Origin of the sequence: Methanolobus sp. ZRKC2 (assembly GCF_045291185.1) — an archaeon.
In the GTDB taxonomy this organism is placed as follows: domain Archaea; phylum Halobacteriota; class Methanosarcinia; order Methanosarcinales; family Methanosarcinaceae; genus Methanolobus.
The window spans coordinates 2,753,549-2,771,277 of sequence record NZ_CP146980.1; the positions used below are offsets into that span (position 1 = coordinate 2,753,549).

Annotated in this window: 16 protein-coding genes; 10 read left to right on the top strand and 6 right to left on the bottom strand. The window is 43.0% G+C overall.

All coding sequences use genetic code 11. The annotated features are described in order from the left end of the window. Positions 1-158: 158 nt before the first annotated feature. Positions 159-860 carry a flavodoxin family protein gene (locus tag V7O62_RS13290; protein ID WP_406656820.1) on the bottom strand — a complete coding sequence of 234 codons (702 nt, stop codon included), beginning with the start codon at positions 858-860 and terminating at the stop codon, positions 159-161. A 382-nt stretch (positions 861-1,242) separates the two neighbouring features. Here V7O62_RS13290 and V7O62_RS13295 point away from each other — a divergent pair, with 382 nt between their 5' ends. The 3 genes from V7O62_RS13295 (at position 1,243) to V7O62_RS13305 (ending at position 3,826) form a co-directional block, all read left to right on the top strand. Next, complete coding sequence (locus tag V7O62_RS13295) at positions 1,243-1,542, top strand: MTH865 family protein (RefSeq protein ID WP_406656821.1); 300 nt, start codon at positions 1,243-1,245, stop codon at positions 1,540-1,542. 68 nt (positions 1,543-1,610) lie between these two features. After that, positions 1,611-2,267, top strand: a complete 657-nt coding sequence (locus V7O62_RS13300) for a flavodoxin family protein (RefSeq protein ID WP_406656822.1) — start codon at positions 1,611-1,613, stop codon at positions 2,265-2,267. A gap of 260 nt (positions 2,268-2,527) precedes the next feature. Next, positions 2,528-3,826 carry a TrpB-like pyridoxal phosphate-dependent enzyme gene (locus V7O62_RS13305; RefSeq protein WP_406656823.1) on the top strand — a complete coding sequence of 433 codons (1,299 nt, stop codon included), beginning with the start codon at positions 2,528-2,530 and terminating at the stop codon, positions 3,824-3,826. Between the two features lie 79 nt (positions 3,827-3,905). On the opposite strand, the gene V7O62_RS13310 is transcribed toward V7O62_RS13305, so the two are convergent. The 3 genes from V7O62_RS13310 to mpgP all read right to left on the bottom strand — a co-directional run bounded on the left by V7O62_RS13310 (position 3,906) and on the right by mpgP (position 6,926). After that, positions 3,906-5,138 (bottom strand): glucoamylase, encoded by a 1,233-nt coding sequence (locus V7O62_RS13310; RefSeq protein ID WP_406656824.1) that lies wholly within the window; start codon positions 5,136-5,138, stop codon positions 3,906-3,908. Then, positions 5,135-5,608, bottom strand: a complete 474-nt coding sequence (locus tag V7O62_RS13315) for a hypothetical protein (RefSeq protein ID WP_406656825.1) — start codon at positions 5,606-5,608, stop codon at positions 5,135-5,137. The genes V7O62_RS13310 and V7O62_RS13315 overlap by 4 nt, the downstream gene beginning before the upstream one ends. 505 nt (positions 5,609-6,113) lie before the next feature. After that, the gene (mpgP, locus tag V7O62_RS13320; RefSeq protein ID WP_406656826.1) at positions 6,114-6,926 is read right to left on the bottom strand and encodes a mannosyl-3-phosphoglycerate phosphatase; all 813 of its coding nucleotides are present in this window, start codon (positions 6,924-6,926) and stop codon (positions 6,114-6,116) included. Between the two features lie 424 nt (positions 6,927-7,350). Here mpgP and V7O62_RS13325 point away from each other — a divergent pair, with 424 nt between their 5' ends. Together V7O62_RS13325 and V7O62_RS13330 are read left to right on the top strand one after the other, a co-directional pair. Then, positions 7,351-8,826 carry a DUF2193 domain-containing protein gene (locus V7O62_RS13325; RefSeq protein ID WP_406656827.1) on the top strand — a complete coding sequence of 492 codons (1,476 nt, stop codon included), beginning with the start codon at positions 7,351-7,353 and terminating at the stop codon, positions 8,824-8,826. A 49-nt stretch (positions 8,827-8,875) separates the two neighbouring features. Further along, positions 8,876-9,625, top strand: coding sequence for an MIP/aquaporin family protein (locus V7O62_RS13330; protein ID WP_406656828.1), 750 nt, complete (start codon positions 8,876-8,878; stop codon positions 9,623-9,625). Between the two features lie 107 nt (positions 9,626-9,732). Here the strand turns inward: V7O62_RS13330 and V7O62_RS13335 are convergent, their stop codons facing one another. After that, positions 9,733-10,221: a GyrI-like domain-containing protein gene (locus V7O62_RS13335; protein ID WP_406656829.1), complete on the bottom strand. Its 489-nt coding sequence runs from the start codon at positions 10,219-10,221 to the stop codon at positions 9,733-9,735. A gap of 259 nt (positions 10,222-10,480) precedes the next feature. Here V7O62_RS13335 and V7O62_RS13340 point away from each other — a divergent pair, with 259 nt between their 5' ends. The 3 genes from V7O62_RS13340 to V7O62_RS13350 all read left to right on the top strand — a co-directional run bounded on the left by V7O62_RS13340 (position 10,481) and on the right by V7O62_RS13350 (position 14,599). Beyond that, complete coding sequence (locus V7O62_RS13340; protein WP_406656830.1) at positions 10,481-12,703, top strand: ATP-dependent DNA helicase; 2,223 nt, start codon at positions 10,481-10,483, stop codon at positions 12,701-12,703. Positions 12,704-12,815: 112 nt separating this feature from the next. Beyond that, positions 12,816-14,096: a histidinol dehydrogenase gene (hisD, locus tag V7O62_RS13345; RefSeq protein ID WP_406656831.1), complete on the top strand. Its 1,281-nt coding sequence runs from the start codon at positions 12,816-12,818 to the stop codon at positions 14,094-14,096. A gap of 104 nt (positions 14,097-14,200) precedes the next feature. Beyond that, a complete protein-coding gene (locus V7O62_RS13350; RefSeq protein ID WP_406656832.1) occupies positions 14,201-14,599 on the top strand; it encodes a DUF1699 family protein in 399 nt (132 codons plus the stop codon). 77 nt (positions 14,600-14,676) lie between these two features. Here V7O62_RS13350 and gpgS read toward each other — a convergent pair whose 3' ends face one another. Beyond that, a complete protein-coding gene (gene gpgS, locus V7O62_RS13355) occupies positions 14,677-15,900 on the bottom strand; it encodes a glucosyl-3-phosphoglycerate synthase (RefSeq protein WP_406656833.1) in 1,224 nt (407 codons plus the stop codon). A gap of 167 nt (positions 15,901-16,067) precedes the next feature. Between gpgS and cobA the strand changes: the two genes are divergently transcribed. Continuing rightward, positions 16,068-16,832 carry a uroporphyrinogen-III C-methyltransferase gene (gene cobA / locus V7O62_RS13360; protein WP_406656834.1) on the top strand — a complete coding sequence of 255 codons (765 nt, stop codon included), beginning with the start codon at positions 16,068-16,070 and terminating at the stop codon, positions 16,830-16,832. A 9-nt stretch (positions 16,833-16,841) separates the two neighbouring features. Beyond that, complete coding sequence (locus V7O62_RS13365) at positions 16,842-17,639, top strand: uroporphyrinogen-III synthase (protein ID WP_406656835.1); 798 nt, start codon at positions 16,842-16,844, stop codon at positions 17,637-17,639. The last annotated feature ends 90 nt before the right edge of the window (positions 17,640-17,729 follow it).

Below are 17,729 nucleotides of genomic sequence, written 5' to 3' on the forward strand. Positions count from 1 at the left end.
TATAGTTCAATTCTTCATCTTAAATTTTAAAAGTATTAGTCTATTCAGAGACTATCTATAGTCCTTGACTAGCTTTCATGATATGATTCAATGTTGATTATTCACATCAACTATGAAAAACCGATGTGAATAATCAATATTCCGGAAAAACTTATTAATTATTGTTTTTCGTGATGAGCTTTCATAGCTTCCATAACTTCAAATGCAGTTTTCTGACGGCTGTAATCAGCAGAGCGCAACTGTTCACCAAGCTTTTTTCCTGCCTGCTCAGCTGCAAGCATCACCTTTTCATCCTTCGTAACATCAGGAATGGTTTCCGGAGTGATTGGAGAGTCAGGTCCATATACATTATAGTGTCCTCCTACCTTGCAGGTTTCACCGTATCCGCAATAGCAGCACCCAAAAGCACCTATTCCTTCAACATTATCTATAACTTTTATCATGTTAGCTAAACAGAATGTATTTAGAACCTCAGTAGGTGGTGAAGGGTTCATACCTCCAAGACTCACAGTAACAGCAAGTTTTCCCCAGAGGATATCAGCTTCTCTATGCCTGAATTGATACCATCTTTCAAGGAAAGAATGCATCACTGCGTTCAATGTGTTGAAATAGTTGACACCACTCAGAACATAAGCATCAGCTTCAACAATTTTATCACGCATGGTTTTCAGGTCATCGTCTACTTTACATATATTGTCATCAGCACATGCCATACATCCGATACAGCCACCTATATTCTTACCATGCAGTGAAATAAGTTCATATTCACATCCAGTGTTCTCCAGAATTTTTTCCACAACTTTTATAGAACCTGAACGCGCCTCTGTTCTTGGGCTTCCTGATATTCCAAGTATTTTCATATTTTAAACTCCTTTTCACCAATTAATTTGACTTAACGCATAAAATACAATAATTACATGACTGCCTGTATGAAAATTACTTTGCATCTTAAAAAGGATTTAGGGCACTGTTCAGTAGTTACTACATTCCGATAACCTTACAAATTATAGTAAACTGCGTTTCTTGGCTGGTAAAAAGTATTAATGATAACAATCAGTCATCATTGCTAAATTTTTTTTGATTCATTCTTTTATATTGCTGGATTATCTCTAATCTTCGAGAGTTTTTCGGGATGAAAAAAGGTTTCCAGCAAAACTCTAAGAGTTATACAGGTTACTCCAATGTATTAAGTACAATTCAGTGCCGCTTAAGTATATATGAATGACTGTTCTATTATCTATTGTGGTTCTATCTTCCGGAAGACAGGCAGCCATATATGAAACCCTCAAAGGAGACAACAATATGAGCGTAAAAGAAGATATCCATTCACAGATCGTTGGCGGACTTGCAGATGCGACATTCCCTATTAACACACCTGAAGATTTACTTGCAGCATTTCCTGCAGGTGCAGACACCACATGTAAGTCCGGAGATGTCGAAATAACTGCAGGGGAGGCAGGAAAACTTCTTACAGCAGAAGACTTCCCAATTGAAAGTGCAAAGCAGATTGCTGACATCCTCGTTGAAAGAGCAGGGTTGTGATACTCACACCCTTTTAAGCACAAGACTTAAACTGCTTACAAGCTGATAATTTATAGGAGTGGATAATTATGAAAGTTCTAGGAGTATCGGGCTCCCCAGTCAAAGACAGCAACACGGATCGGGCTCTTAAGGCAGCACTTGAAGCAACAGGTATGGATTACGAATATGTCAAATTGTTTGATTATACCGTTGCTCCCTGCAAAGCCTGCCTGGGATGCGTAAGTACAAATGTCTGTGTAATTAAAGACGATGGCATTGCCTTGGCAGAAAAAGCTAAGGAAGCAGATGCCCTTATTGTTGCAGGCTTTACACCATATTCCTCTCTTGATTCACGTACAAAGGCATTCATTGAAAGGCTTTACCCTCTTCGGCACAGATACGGATTTATGCAGGGAAAGCCCGGTGGAATAATAATCACATCCGCAATCCCCGAAAAATGTGACATGCTTCCTCCTGCACTTGAGAACGGTATCAATGCAATCACATACTACATGATGGAGGAGGGAATGGAAATAATGGGTTCTGTCAAGACCCTTGGAAATGTTCCCTGTGTGAAATGTAAATATGGAGATGACTGCGACATGACTGGCATTAAGATGATGTTCGGTCCCGATGCAACTAAAGAGTCCGTTGGAATAAGCAGATTTGAGGATCAGCCTGAAGCTGTCAAAGCAGCAAAAGAACTGGGTGGGAAGATTGCAGAAAAACTGAACTCAAAAGAATAAATCGAAAAATGCCTTCATTTTTCTCTATTTTCAATACGAAAAAATTCTTTTGCATAATTAATACGCAAATGCAGTGTTTTTTCTCATATTATTTACACGATTCAAACCAACTTTTTTTGAGAATAAGCCACGGATAAAAATTGTTTTTTCCGCTATGAATGCTCAAGTCCAGTTAATCCTGAAAATCAAAACTATTAAATACCCCGTCCAATGTACTGAGTTATACATCATTGACTTTGTTTTTTTACAGAGGTATAATTATGGATCACACAAAAATATTGCTCGATGAAAACGAAATGCCTAAACAGTGGTATAACATCCTTGCCGACCTTCCGGTAGAACCTCCGCTGAACCCGGCAACTAATGAGCCAATGAATCCCAAGGATCTTGAGCCTATATTTGCAAAGGAGCTCATAAATCAGGAAATAAGCTCTGAGAGGTATATTGATATTCCTAAGGAGATCATGGAGATATACAGCCTCTGGAGACCATCACCTTTACACAGGGCCTACAGGCTTGAAAAGGCGCTGGGAACACCTGCAAAGATTTACTACAAAAACGAAAGTGTAAGTCCTGCCGGAAGCCACAAGCCAAACACTGCAATTGCGCAGGCATACTATAACATGAAGGAAGGTACCGAAAGGATCACAACTGAGACCGGTGCAGGCCAGTGGGGCAGTGCCCTGTCGCTTTCCTGTAATTATTTTGATATCGAGTGTAAGGTTTACATGGTACGTTCAAGCTTCTACCAGAAGCCATACCGCAAGTCACTTATTAACCTCTGGGGAGCAAATGTAGTTCCATCCCCGAGCACCGAAACACAGTTCGGAAGAAAAATCCTCGACATGTATCCCGAAACAACAGGCAGTCTGGGTATTGCTATAAGTGAGGCTATTGAGGAAGCAGCCCTTAATGATAACACCAAATACGCGCTTGGCAGTGTCTTAAACCACACCAGCCTCCATCAGACAGTGGTTGGCCTTGAGAGCCAGGCACAGTTCAATAAGACCGAGGACTACCCTGACATCGTTATCGGATGTTGTGGCGGTGGAAGCAATCTTGCCGGTGTGACTCTGCCTTACATCCGAGACAACATTGCAGGTAAAACTAACACAAGGTTCATAGCTGTGGAACCTTCCGCATGTCCTACCTTGACATCCGGGGAGTTCAAGTATGACTTCGGTGACATGGCACAGATGACACCTCTACTCAAGATGTACACCCTGGGATCAGAGTTCATACCACCAGCCATCCATGCAGGCGGCCTCAGGTATCATGGAGCTTCACCGATTGTGAGCAAGCTCGTTGCAGATAGTATCATGGAAGCAACCTCCTACCATCAGGTCGAAGTATTCGATGCAGCAGTCACCTTCGCACGCAGCGAGGGAATAGCCCCTGCTCCTGAGTCATCACACGCCATCAAATGCACTATTGATGAAGCCCTTAAGTGCAAGCAGACAGGAGAAGAAAAGACTATCCTTTTCAACCTCAGCGGTCATGGTCACTTCGATATGGGTTCATATGACAAGTATTTCTCAGGTGAGCTAAGTAACGACTGATAAGCTAAGCTTGCAGGATATAAACCATCGTGGCATCTTTTCATGCCACGTAACTCCTTTTTTGTCTTCAGTTTTTCAATTAGTAGAATTTGTCCCTGTATTTCTTATAGGATATTACGAATTCTGCATGTGGCCATATAAGAGGTATTGTAACATAGGCCAGGCCGCCTTTCCACATAGGATGTGATCTGACTGACTCGATCAGCTTGACCTTGCTGTCCCTGAGTATTTTGGCATTGGTGTAATCCTCAAGCCATAATTCAAATCTCTCAATGGTCGAGATATGTTCCGGTAAAGTGTAGTTGTGTGCCATATCAACAACCCAGTCCAGATACATCTCTGCCATCTCGCGATCATCGGTCTCGATGTAGTGGTTCGCAAGTTCACATGTAAAGTGGCACCAGGGCCCATAGCCTCCGTTATTGCGCCCCCAGTATTCAGGATATCTGTTAAGTCCTCCGATCTCGTTGTCCCACAGGTGCTTATGTATCCTTTTTACAGTAGTGATTGTCTTAACATCACTATCTTTTATAAGCCCAAAGTAGGCCGGAGCATACTCCGCAGCATCAATATCAAGCACCGTAGATGCAAAAGGGTCATATCCGATGGGTTTGCTGTTTTTATCCTTCACGCGAATACACTTGATAAAAGAGCGTCTTCTGGGGCTGAAAAGCCGTGTAAGTATGGAATTTTTTATAGTATCCGCCTCCTTTTCCCATTCGGAGACATCTTTACCCAGTGCTTTCCCCATCTTGACAGCTGCATATATCCCGGCACAACACGCACAATTAGCATATATTTCAAAACCGTGTTCATAGGCTGGATATTCATGGATACTGTTAATAGTATGGATAAGGTCTACTTCGTCATTCTTGTTTAGGAGTATGAAGTGCACGGCCTTCTCAATTGTTTCCCAGTATCGCATCACAAACTCCTTGTCTGCCATTTCCTCAAAGAATGAGCCGCCTGTAGCTTCAAAGTATTTTCCAAGAACAAAGAGCACAAGCCCGTTTCCATCAATCTGAAGATCCTTGTAACTTGCATCGTTGCCATCGATATCGTATCTTTGTGAGAACTCTCCCAGTGGTTTCTGGGAACTGAGTACGAATTCGAGTCCTCTTCTGGCCTCATTCAGCAATCCTGCATGAGTGCAGCCAAGTATTGCTATGGAATGGTCCCTGGGATAGATGAAAGGGTAGCGAGTACCAGGAGGACTTGCATAGAAACCGCCGTTTTCATGTTGATTGGTTTTGAGTATGTGGATGCTGTTTTCGTACAGTTTTTCCGCTTCTATTCGATTCAAGTGCCTCACTCCTTTTCCGGATATTCTATCTTGTATACATAGAATGCTTTATCAAGGACTTTTCTAACTTCCTCTTTCGTCATCCCCGTCTTTTTGATGGCTTCTTCATTATATTTTACTAAGTTGCCACTTTGGGATTTTGAACCAAGGTTGTATATCTCCGCTCCTGCAAGTTCTGCCCTTTTCCTGCTGTAGCTATGTTGCAGTATTCCCAATACATGGATAAGGGCAGGATAGTCCCAGGGATTGTCTGAATCCTTTTTCAGCTCATACATTTTGTTGATGACATCATCGAATTGAGTCGGTGACTTGTATATCTCGAGGAACTCTGTTATCTCACTTCCAAAAGGACAAATTGGCAAATAATTGATGTTATCTTCTCTTGCACCTTCGAAACCCGGACCTTCAAGGATTGCAAGTTCTTCTCCTATATCCTGCAACCATCTTATGGTTTCCAGTGGTCCGTCCCTGTCAACCATCTTTATAATCCCTACCAAAAATGCTTGTGGCAGCATATTTTCCAGTCTTATTATGCTATTACCCCCTTCTACTTGGCCTTTAAGTCTATCAGTTTTCCATTATAGGCATGCTGTGACTTACAAACAATAGTAAAACCCTATTATATAGATAATATTCGTTTTTGTTAGTATAAAGTTTACTTCTGGCTTCAGTTATAACTGTAATTATCCGAATCAGGCTCAATAAAATATTGTATTATAATTCAAACAGGAGACTCCTCAAGGAAGGCTCTTTCAGTGTTATCTTCAGGTACATGCTTTTTGAAATTCCAAGATTTATAAAAGGACACAGGTATTCCGCAAAAAGGCACATACGCTATGAATTTGCTCATTTTGGTGAGGAAACTTATCTTCTTCTGCCAAGGAAGCAGCCTTCGCTGCTAGGCAGGATGAGCCAATATATTGATCTGAAAAGACATGAACTTATAAAACAAATATGGGAATAAGTCCTGTTCCAGCCATACTGTTACACGTCTGATGAAACGATCTGCTTTACAGCCATGTTCCATCCCACCGGCCCGATGCCACTGATCCTCATTATATTCTGGTCTTTAATATTAGGATCATGTTCACCGTTCTGCTTTTGCACGAGCACTGATATATCCACGGACCGAAGCATAGGAAGATCGTTCAGGCTGTCTCCGAGTCCTATGGTTTTGATGTCACCATATTTTTTTCTATACAGGCCGGTAAGGATATTCACCGCTTTTCCCTTGTCGTTGTCTCCAAGGATATGCCAATATCTTCCTCCCCTGGTATAATTCAAACCCTTTTCCTGTATTTTTTCCTTAAGTCGGTTTGCAGTATTTTCATCACCGTTTAATCTGAAAGCTTCATCATACTCACGCATCTTTGCGAGTCTTGCTGATTCTATATCAAGACCGGTATCTTCACTAACGCCCTCATCGTCCATATCTCCGAAGCCGATAATATCCATTTTTTCTTTGGTACGGATTTCCACAAGAATATCTCTGAGTTTACTGTATGCTGTTCCCAGTTCGATAACATCGTAACCATCTTCGGTTTTGGAGACCGGGTAATCTACGCTGAAATAACCTTCCGGGATGAAGATAGCCCCGCCATTCTCGGATATGAAAGGGTGTGTCGACCCAAGTTCCCGGACATACACTTCTATCTCCGCACGGGTCTTGCTTGTACAGAAAATAAGTGGTATTCCCTTTTCTTTTAGTTCTTCAATTGCCGGCTTTGCAGCTTCATAGGAGTAAGTATCATGGTCTATCAGAGTACCGTCAAGGTCGGTGAATACGATGTATCTCATTCTTTCATCTCCTTCAGGGCGAATATGTCATTTATTTGATATGGAAAACTTGTAGTGGCACAGGAATAACCCCATTTGACCTATGTCCGATTATTTAGTTCAGTTGTTATATTCGTTCAGGCCCATATAACCTTTCAGAATTAATATGCCGTAGTTTATGAATCCGACCATTATGTCTTGATTTCGGATGCCGATCGGATAATGTTCTATTTAAAGAAAAGTAAAATTTCGTTAGCTTTATTAGCATATAACTCATATAAATTTTGGGGTTACCAAAATCTGTGTTGGAGGAAGGGCATGTTTTGGGGTTCATGTTCCATAGCCATAACCATAGTTTCTGTGGTTTGAATAGATTATGATTCTGAATGTTTCTAGGTCTACTTCCTTTGTTTTTTGGCAGCTACCAACAAAATAAGGGGTCGCTATGAAAGAAATATATGATAAAATGGCTACAGAAGCCGTAAATGCCCAGAAGGCAGTTGTTAGCACAATAAACAATAAAAGAGGTACTTCTTTTAAGGTAAAAGATGCCCAGCCGTATGTCGATGCCGTTAACAGGATGAAGCCCGAAGGTGAACAGAGTAAAGAGGTTTTTGACCTTCATATTGATTCTGTTAATACTCATTTTGATGTTCTCACAGGATTAACTGACACCGTGCGACCGGAAGATGACCCGTTCGTAGAACACTATCAGACGCCTCCTATTTTGGAGATCCTGTACGATGAGGATCCTTCCTTCAGGTCATCAGTTGAGAAGTTCGTGGAGGAAATCGGAAAGTCCGAAGCACTCATCGGAAAAGAATCTATCAGGAGATATGCTGGTTTTTATGGTCCTACCTGTGTTGTGGATTTCGCATTCGTTCCGGGCAGCACGAGCAATGTGGTCAACAGGATACTACAGAACATGGATATCCCTGTGGATCACAAAAGAGCAATACTTGCTTCTAAATCCTGGGGAATGAACACTTCCTATGGTGTGGGTGCAAAGTTCCAGATGGCAATTGAGGACGGTAAGACTGCATCTGAAGCCGTTAAGGAAGAGATTGAAATGCTCAAGATGGTCTATGATACGCCGATAGATGCCCAGTTTAAACTAATGGAAGAGGCGGGACATAGTTCGTTTGACGTCAGGAAGTATATGGACCAGTATAAGCAGAAGATGAAGAAAACTGTTAAGAATGCAATGGATGCGGATGTATTCTACGGGAACATTGTAACGGTCCCTGCGTATGGTGTAGGGGATGTAGCCCACCATATCTCTCAGTCCATGTTCAATATGACAAAAGATGATGTTGTCATGGAGGTCATAAACGTCGTTTCTGATGTCCTTGATAAAACCATGGAGAATGCCAAGGGTAAGTTCAAGGATGAGTACTCCCCCCTGACCATTGCGACGGATGCAACGGCCGCGGCAACGACCAAGATATTGTGGATGGATGGCTTCACAACTATGATGGTTCTGGACCTGCTTGTAAAAAGGTTCCATAACCTGGTTCTAATGAATCCAAGAAGAGGTGCTGCTGCTGAGCTTCACAATGTTGATTTCATTGACCTGATCGAGAAAGGTGAGCGTATCATCGACCACAAGCCAAGGGGAGCAGGTGGAATTGTACAGGGTATACCAATTGACCTGAGCCCGATAGAGAAGAGTGAGGTGCTGAACAATCCGCAGCGTTATACTTACCCTGCATGTGCTATCACTGTCAGGTTCTCAGCATTGATGCGCCTGTCTGATTTCCCATGCCTGCTTACAAGTGAGCCTGTGACTGCAACCATGATGACGAACATAATCGCATTGCACAAGGAAGAGGCTCATTCACCGGCACGTGTGTGCAAGTTCTGTTCTGCCAACTACTTCGACTACAAGTGCGAATACTGTAACTGGTCGGAGGCAGTTTAATCTAAGATGTGCCTGCTTCAGGCACATCCCGGTTTTTTGGAGGTGGATTATGTCAGAGATCAGTTTGCTCAAGAGGGCAACTGCCGAACTCATAGGAACTTTCGTGCTGGTATTCCTGGGTACAGGGTCCGTAGTCACGACTGTCTTGCTGATAGAGGGGTCGGATATGTTGCCTGGGAACTCTTTTTATGTAGGCATAGATATTAGTGCCTGGTTTGCAATAGGTATGGCATTTGCGATTGCTGTTGCGGCAATGATCTATGCTTTCGGGCATATATCGGGAACTCATATTAATCCGGCAGTAAGTATTGCCTTGTGGGCTACGGGAAGATTTCCTGCGATGGATATGCTCGTTTATATTGTCGCCCAGCTTATCGGTGCCAGCCTTGCGTCATTTACTATAGTTGCTATACTAGGTTCCCGGGCAGTAGCAACAGGTCTTGGCGCGACAGCTATGTTTGCAGGTGTGAGTTATACCCAGGCAATTTTATGTGAAGCGGTTGCAACTTTTTTCCTTATGCTGACCATAATGGGAAGTGCTGTGGATAAAAGAGCACCCGGAGGTTTTGCCGGGCTTGCAATTGGTCTGGTGGTCGCCGCAGATGTCATAGTTGTTGGCAACATAACGGGTTCTTCACTTAACCCGGCACGTACTTTTGGCCCGTACTTGGCGGAGTCTGTGCTCGGTGGTTTAAACCTCTGGTGGCAGTATCCTATATATGTAATCGGTCCTATTGCCGGTGCCCTGATTGCGGCTTTTATCTATGATTATGTGTCAGGGGTAAAGGATCTGGATTGAGGAGAGCAGCTGTCTGCTCTTTTTGCTTTTTCAAAAAGCAATGTTCAAGCTACTCTCCTAAAAAAGCGTGTTAATACTTACAGAAATAATTATTCTGTGACCCCTATTCATTTGACAGGCATACATATGTCAAGAATATGATGCTTTTTGGGATGTTCTTCAGGTGAGTTCAAATATATCTCATAGCTTGCTCTGGACATATCAATTTCAAGGTCATTTTGCATCAACCACTCAACAACTTTTTCCCAAGCCGGAGCATACTCTTCTGATCCTGTCAGTTCTGCACGCATTATTACGTACTTTCCTCCGGGAAGTGTTTTCTTTTGTACCTCTCCTTCAACTTCAATATCATCATCAATGGTCATACACACATCCAGCTTAAGTTCTTCAGGAGGTGTAACGCCTGGGTCGTCATAGTAAGCAGACATCAAAAGAGTATTCGGTCCCATCAGGTTTTTCGGACCTGCCCAACCCATAAGTTTGCCAAACAGGCCTTCAAAGACTTCAGCATTTCCCATATAGTTGCCGACGAATGAAACACATGCTACATTTTTTTCTTCTATTTCCGTTATCTCTGGTTCGTTTAAAATTTCCAAACTTATCACCAACTTTTAACTTCAAACTCTTTTCTGTCATACGCCTATAAAAACTCATAGTAAGTTGGGTGAAAGTAATTTTTGTTAGAGATTACAAAAGCATTCTACCCCTATGAAAATATGATTGTTATACGGAGCAGATGACATCTAATGAAGTTACTTCTCTAAACAAATAATCTATTTCATCAGAAAGATTGAGCTATAACTTTTGAGTTTCACCCAAGGTTTATTAGACATTTTGGCCTTTTATCCTGATATCATGGAAATAAGGTCCCTTAATATCCCTGAAAAGATCATGCAATTCTACCTGGATTCCGGAATTGAGAGCCTGTATCCTCCCCAGGCAGAAGCTATTGAAAAAGGCTTGCTTGAAGACAAGAATATCCTTGCTGCAATACCCACGGCATCGGGGAAGACACTGCTTGCAGAGCTTGCCATGCTCAAAGCTATCTCAAAGGGTGGCAAAGCATTGTACATAGTGCCTCTGAGGGCACTTGCATCAGAGAAGTTCGAACGTTTCAGGGAATTTTCATCCATAGGCTTGAAGGATGGTGGTGTAAGGGTTGGCATATCCACCGGCGATTTTGAGTCAAGAGACGAGTGGCTTGGTTCCAATGACATAATTGTTGCCACCTCCGAGAAGACAGATTCTTTGCTACGTAATAGCACTTCCTGGATGGAAGAGATTACCACTATTGTCGTTGACGAAGTACATCTGCTTGACTCTGCAAACAGGGGGCCAACCCTTGAAGTGACTCTCACAAAGCTTATGAAGCTTAACCCCGGTTGCCAGATAATCGCACTGTCGGCGACCATTGGAAATGCCTATGAAGTAGCTGACTGGCTTAAGGCGGGACTTGTGCTCAGTGAGTGGAGGCCTACGGACCTCAGGGAAGGTGTCTATTATGGTGGTAATATCAATTTCAGGAGTTCTCAGAAAGAGATTGAAAGTGCTACTAAAGATGATGCTATCAACATCATCCTTGATACGCTCGAGGAAGGAGGGCAGTGCCTTGTTTTTGAGAGCAGTCGCAAAAACAGTGTCGGGTTTGCCAGACGGGCAGGTGCCAAGGTTTCAGAAATTCTGGACAGGCCGAATCGCAATGAACTTGACATGATTGTTGAACAGGTTCTTGAAGCCGGCGAGACTGAGGCTTCAAAAGTTCTGGCCCAGTGCATCAGGAGTGGGACTGCATTCCACCATGCAGGACTGAACTCTGCACATCGCAAGCTTGTGGAAGATGGTTTCCGCGCGAACAAAATAAAGGTTATATGTAGTACACCTACCCTGGCAGCAGGACTCAATCTTCCTGCAAGACGAGTAATTATCAGGAGCTATAAGCGTTTTGACTCTAACTTTGGAATGCAGCCTATTCCTGTCCTTGAATACAAGCAGATGGCAGGCAGGGCTGGTCGTCCCCATCTGGACCCCTACGGTGAGTCTGTTCTCGTTGCGAAGTCATATGGTGAGATGGAACAGCTTTTCGACAATTACATTGATGCAGGTGCAGAGGACATATGGTCAAAACTTGGTGCTGAAAACGCCCTGAGGACTCATGTTCTCTCGACTATTGTGAACGGTTTTGCGACAACTCGTGACGGACTAATGGAATTTATCGAAGCTACATTCTTTGCCCACCAAAATGACACCTGGGGCCTGATAGAAGTTATTGATGATTGTCTTGATTTTTTGAAGGCTCATGATATGCTTGAGGGAGATGAGCAACTTACAGCAACAACGCTTGGGAAACTAGTTTCCATGCTTTACATTGATCCACTTTCAGCAGCAATCATAATTGAAGGACTGGATAAAAAAAAGGACGCGAACGAACTTACGTTGCTGCATCTTATCTGTAAAACACCCGACATGCGGCAGCTCTATCTCAGATCGGGTGACTACGAACTTATAAATGATTTTGTTCAGTTGCACGCAGAAGAGTTCGTAGAAGTACCAAATCAGTTCAAAGATACCGAATATGAGTGGTTCCTGGGTGAGGTAAAGACAGCTCTTCTTGTGCTGGACTGGATAAATGAGAGATCCATGGATGACATAAGCAAGAGTTTCAATGTGGGTGAAGGAGACATCCATGCCTTTGCCGAACTTTCCGAATGGCTAATGCATTCACTCTCGCGTCTCGCCAGAGTCCGGGAGAACTCTGCTGCGGATATGGCAGGTATGATTGAGAAGCGGATACACTACGGCTCACGTCCTGAACTCATGGAACTTGTAGGAATACGTGGTATAGGTCGTGTGCGTGCCCGCAGGCTCTATGATAGTGGTCTCAGGACCGTCGCAGATATCAAAAAAGCCGATCCTGTTGTTCTTGGCAATCTCATAGGTGCAAAGACTGCGGAGAAACTGCTAAGGGAGATCGGTATGCATATAAATATTGGCTCAGAAACATCGAAGGGAGCAAATTCAAGAACGATGGATTCACTTCTCGGGAACGAACAGAGCACGTTCAGTGATTTTGAAAAATGAACCTTTTGAAAACGAGCTCTTTTGAATAATCTATATATGATGAACCGGTATAGTCTGCAACAGACGCAAAATAGCAATTAGACCTGAATTGAATTATACATAAGGGATTATCATGCTTTACAAAAGATTATCGGAATTAAGCGGGGAAGAGAAGGACAAACTGATTAACCGTGGTGGGGAACTTGCGGATGTAGGGGAAACCGTAGCTAACATTATCAAGGATGTGAGAAAGAATGGTGATGATGCTCTGCGAAGTTATACTAAGAAATTCGATAGGGCGGATATTACAGCTATTGAGGTTTCCCGGAATGAGATTGATGAAGCAATCAGCAGTGTTGATGCTTCTTTGATCAGGCATCTTGAATTTGCTGCTGAAAATATACGGAAATTCCACCAGGCACAGATGCCCGAAAAAATTTGGTTCACGGAGGTTTCCCCCGGGATTGAGCTTGGGCAAAAGTTCACTCCCCTTGAAAGTGTAGGTGCATACGTTCCAGGGGGAAGGGCATCCTACCCTTCCACGGCTCTTATGACAATTGTTCCTGCAAAGGTTGCCGGTGTGAAAAAAGTAGTAATGTGTACTCCTCCCGGACCTGACGGGAAGGTAAATCCGCTTACCCTTGCAGCAGCCAGGATTGCAGGTGCGGACCATGTTTATAAGATCGGTGGCGTGCAGGCTGTTGCTGCAATGGCGTATGGCACTGACAGTGTATGCTCCGTGTCCAAGATCGTCGGTCCGGGAAATGTCTATGTCACTGCAGCAAAAATGCAGGTTCGTGACAAGGCCGAAATCGATTTCCCTGCAGGTCCCAGTGAAGTTCTTATTATTGCTGATGACTCGGCTGATGCTGCAATGGCGGCATCGGATATTATCGCGCAGGCAGAGCACGATCCAAATGCTGTCTCCGTACTTGTGACTACTTCTGAAGAACTTGCTGACAAGGTCCATAAGGAAGTACTGGAGCAGGCTTCCCGGGCTGTGAGATCTGAGATCGTAAATGCTTCCCTGAAAAACGCTGCGGTGCTGATAGCCGACTCTATGGAAAGTTGTATTGAATTTTCTAACGATTTTGCAGCTGAGCACCTTGAGATCATGGTCTTTGACTCTGATTTGGTTCTCAATGATATAGATAACGCAGGATCGATATTTGTGGGCAATTATGCCCCGGTTCCTGTAGGAGACTATGCTTCAGGGACAAATCATGTTCTTCCCACGGCGGGCTACGCCAAAATATACTCCGGGCTTAATATTCTTCACTTCCTCAAGTGCTCAAGTATACAGAAGATAAGCAAAGAAGGTCTCCTGACCTTGAAAGACCCTGTTATTTCAATAGCAGAGGAGGAAGGCCTCATGGCACATGCCGAATCAATAAGAACTAGGTTCAGGAACTAACAATCTTTTTTTTTTGTTTAGTAAATCGATAATTATTTAATAGGTAAGCACATACACTAATTTAGTAAGTTCTTCATTTGAAGAACTGAATGTGAGGGAGTTTCATGAAGATCAGAGTTGTAAGTTCGCGAGAGGAAATACCAAATTTAAATCCAGGTGAAAAGGTAATCCATCTTGCTTTCAGACCATCAAACAAAGATATTTTTTCCTTGGTACAGACCTGTCCTAAAGTTGAAGTGATACAGATACCAAGCTCGTATCGTCGTACGGTTTCCAAATCAATAGAAATGTTTCTGGAAATGCAGAATATTAAACTCATTGAAGGGGACGTATGGGGTCACAGGAAAGATATCAACGAGTACTACAGCGTATCTCCGGCGCTTCTTGATAAGATCAAAGAGCTCAAATCCGAAGGTATGTCTGATGAGGATATAGTCAATAAACTAGAACGTGAGGGGAAACTGAACAGAGACATGCTCTTTTACATACTGAGTAAGAAATAACTTTGCTCTGCCTGAATATAGTGAAGTATCGTTTGATACGATACAACTATTATTTTGCATTAATTATTTTAGATTCATCAAGTATGTTCTGATTTTATTTCATTCAGGTCAGCATGAACTGCATCTCTAAGCTGCTCGCGCAGGTCCGGGATTGCAGAAAGTGCGCGTTCCCAGTCCGGGAGAAGAGCGCCTGAGGGGTCTTTTAAGTACTGGGCCCCGGCTTTCATGAATATTTCAGCAAACGTGTCAACATACTTTTCTTCCTGATGCCTGCTATAATGCAGTCCGTTACATATGGCATCTGCATTGTATTGTCTTATCAGGTCCTGTGCGGATCGTCTGTATTTTACCTGTATTCCCTTGAGAAATGTCTCCGAGACGTTAGTGCCGGTAGTTTCATTAACAATACGCAAAAAAGTTACCATGATATCGTTTACCATTTTTCCAAGTCCCTCTGAAGGGCTATTTCCCAATTCCTTGTGTTTGTGATCATAGAAGCCCAGGTCTGTCTGGCATATCTTTTTCAGGGTTGTGTTCCTGTATATTTCCGCAAGCAAACCAACTTCAAGACCCCAGTCTGAAGGTACCCGGATGTTGAGTGCGAGGTCCCTTGTAAAGGCAAATTCTCCCGAAAGTGTATACCTGAAAGCCTGAAGATATTCAAGCACATCTGACTCGTGGCGTACGTCTTTCACAAGTGTGTCCAAGAGAGGGCGGACGAAAAGGCGATACACACGTCCATGCATTGTCTTTTCATTAAGTTTAATTCTGGCATAATATCCTTTGTTGAAATAAAAATTAAGTTGGGGATTCATTATCGGATAAAGCATTTTTGCAGGGAAATCCTTGTTATATGTTACAATATCGGCATCGTGAAGCACTATTGCATATGCATACAGGCTTGCTATCCCTATTGCTATCCAGGCATCTTTTCCCTTTCCACTGAATCCTGTGATGTCGAGTTCATTTTCCTTCATTCCGCTGATTATTGTAGTAATACGCGGTCCGTTGCACCACACGATCATGTGGTCAAGCTCAAGTTGTTCAAAAAAGTCCACAGTTTTCTTATAATGATCTACGTCATCCGCAGCAAGAGCGACAACAACTTTTTTGATATATGTGCACTTGTTCAGTTCACTTATAATATGAGTTAGAGGTGGATTCTCGATTTCCTCATATAACATTGGTATTACCACAACAGCAGGCCTGATAAAAGATAGATCATGCAGGTGCTGTAACATTCTCTCGTTATCGCTGTAAAAATTATGTATCGTTGTAATCTTTTCTTGATAAAAGTCCATTATCCTACTCCCCCGGTCCCAGAGAACATGGCTTTTCTATGTCGTCATTAATAATGTTGTCAAAGAACATAAAAGGTACCTATGTCATTAAGATTTGTTCGGAACAATGAATTTATAAGTTGACACGTTCATTAGAACCAAAGTAAGACAGACAGGATTTCGCTAACATGACCCAATATGGAAAAGTATATCTGGTTGGTTCAGGTCCCGGGGACCCCGAGCTTATGACACTGAAAGCCCGTAGGTTGATTGACACTGTTGATGTTGTGGTCTATGACCAGCTTCCGGGAAAGGTAATAATCGACTCAATCCCGGCTGGAACAGAGAAGATTGATGCCGGAAAGCATTCCGGTGATCACACTTTAAGGCAGGATGAGATCAATGCCCTCATAATTGAAAAGGCAAAGGAAGGAAAGAGTGTTGTTCGTCTTAAAGGAGGAGATCCATATATGTTCGGTCGTGGAGGTGAGGAAGCACAGGAACTCATCAATGCAGGAATAGAGTTCGAAGTTGTGCCTGGTATCACCTCTGCGATAGCTGTGCCTGCATATGCCGGTATACCTATAACTCACAGGGATCATGCCTCTATGGTGACTTTCGTTACCGGTCATGAGGATCCCACTAAAGATGAAAGCGCCCTGGACTGGGAAACTCTTGCCAGGTTTGAAGGTACTCTTGTAATATTCATGGGTGTCAAGATGCTTGGAAGAAATGTGGGTGAACTCATTAAACACGGTAAGGATCCCAAGACTCCGGTTGCACTTGTAGAGAGGGGTACACGTCCTGACCAGAGAGTTACCGTTGGAACACTTGAGAACATTGCAATCCTTGCAAAGGAAAGAGGTGTCAAGGCACCTGCAATTACAGTTATCGGTGATGTTGTGAAGCTCCAGGAAGAACTCGGTGAGCAGATATTGCCGGATTTTGAGTGAGGTATGCTTATGAGTGAAACATCCGTTAAGCCAAAAGTTGCGATCATGAGGCCTGAAAGGTACATGAAGGAATCAAAAGAGCTGGCCGAATCTATGGGTTTTGAAGCGGTCATGGTGCCTATGGTCGAGATAACAGAAATGAAGGATGAAGGTTTTGACGGTTTTGTTGAAAGGGTGCTTTCAGGCAAGTCGGATTATGTAATTTTCACAAGCGCCAACGGTATAGATTTCACCCTGAAGAAGATTCCTTCTGAATCAAGGGAGAAATTCATAGCAGCCCTCAATTCCACAAATTTAGTAGCTATAGGTCCTACCACCCGTAAAGCCCTTGAAAACCTGGGTTTAGTCGTCATGGGAATGCCTGGTGTCTACAGTTCCGAAGGTATTGTCGATTACCTGTGTGCCGACGCATCCGGTAAGACAATAGATACAGCCAGAAGCTTCTATGGCTCGACCCTGCTAATAGAAGGTCTGCGTAAATGTGGTGCTACGGTACATGAGACAAATGTCTATACATTGGAAAAACCCGAAGGAGATGAACAGGACTGGCTCATAGATGCTACGGTGAATGGTGAGATACCTGTCTTCGCATTCACAAGTTCAATGATGGTCCGCAACTTCATTGAACACGCCGAATTACGTGGCTTAGGGGAAAAAGCAGTCCTTGAATTGAATAACTCCATAGTTGCTGCAATAGGTGGTCCGACTGCTAAGACCCTTGAAGTTTATGGTGTCAATGTATCCGTTATTCCCGATAAGTTTACTTTTAAGGAAGTATTGAAAAAGGTTCAGGAACAACTTTCCTGAACGTTTCTTAAGATATATCAATAAGCCCTGAATGTCTTTCCTTCAAAGCTTTGGGTGTGTACCACAGATATAATATAGTATTACCATATA

Bases quoted from the DNA above. Each gene is read 5' to 3' on its own strand.
- hisD (WP_406656831.1), top strand. From the start codon at position 12,816: ATGCTTTACAAAAGATTATCGGAATTAAGCGGGGAAGAGAAGGACAAA.
- V7O62_RS13290 (WP_406656820.1), bottom strand. From the start codon at position 860: ATGAAAATACTTGGAATATCAGGAAGCCCAAGAACAGAGGCGCGTTCA.
- V7O62_RS13315 (WP_406656825.1), bottom strand. From the start codon at position 5,608: ATGGTTGACAGGGACGGACCACTGGAAACCATAAGATGGTTGCAGGAT.
- V7O62_RS13350 (WP_406656832.1), top strand. From the start codon at position 14,201: ATGAAGATCAGAGTTGTAAGTTCGCGAGAGGAAATACCAAATTTAAAT.
- V7O62_RS13340 (WP_406656830.1), top strand. From the start codon at position 10,481: ATGGAAATAAGGTCCCTTAATATCCCTGAAAAGATCATGCAATTCTAC.
- V7O62_RS13305 (WP_406656823.1), top strand. From the start codon at position 2,528: ATGGATCACACAAAAATATTGCTCGATGAAAACGAAATGCCTAAACAG.
- V7O62_RS13325 (WP_406656827.1), top strand. From the start codon at position 7,351: ATGAAAGAAATATATGATAAAATGGCTACAGAAGCCGTAAATGCCCAG.
- mpgP (WP_406656826.1), bottom strand. From the start codon at position 6,926: ATGAGATACATCGTATTCACCGACCTTGACGGTACTCTGATAGACCAT.
- cobA (WP_406656834.1), top strand. From the start codon at position 16,068: ATGACCCAATATGGAAAAGTATATCTGGTTGGTTCAGGTCCCGGGGAC.
- V7O62_RS13365 (WP_406656835.1), top strand. From the start codon at position 16,842: ATGAGTGAAACATCCGTTAAGCCAAAAGTTGCGATCATGAGGCCTGAA.
- V7O62_RS13300 (WP_406656822.1), top strand. From the start codon at position 1,611: ATGAAAGTTCTAGGAGTATCGGGCTCCCCAGTCAAAGACAGCAACACG.
- gpgS (WP_406656833.1), bottom strand. From the start codon at position 15,900: ATGGACTTTTATCAAGAAAAGATTACAACGATACATAATTTTTACAGC.
- V7O62_RS13330 (WP_406656828.1), top strand. From the start codon at position 8,876: ATGTCAGAGATCAGTTTGCTCAAGAGGGCAACTGCCGAACTCATAGGA.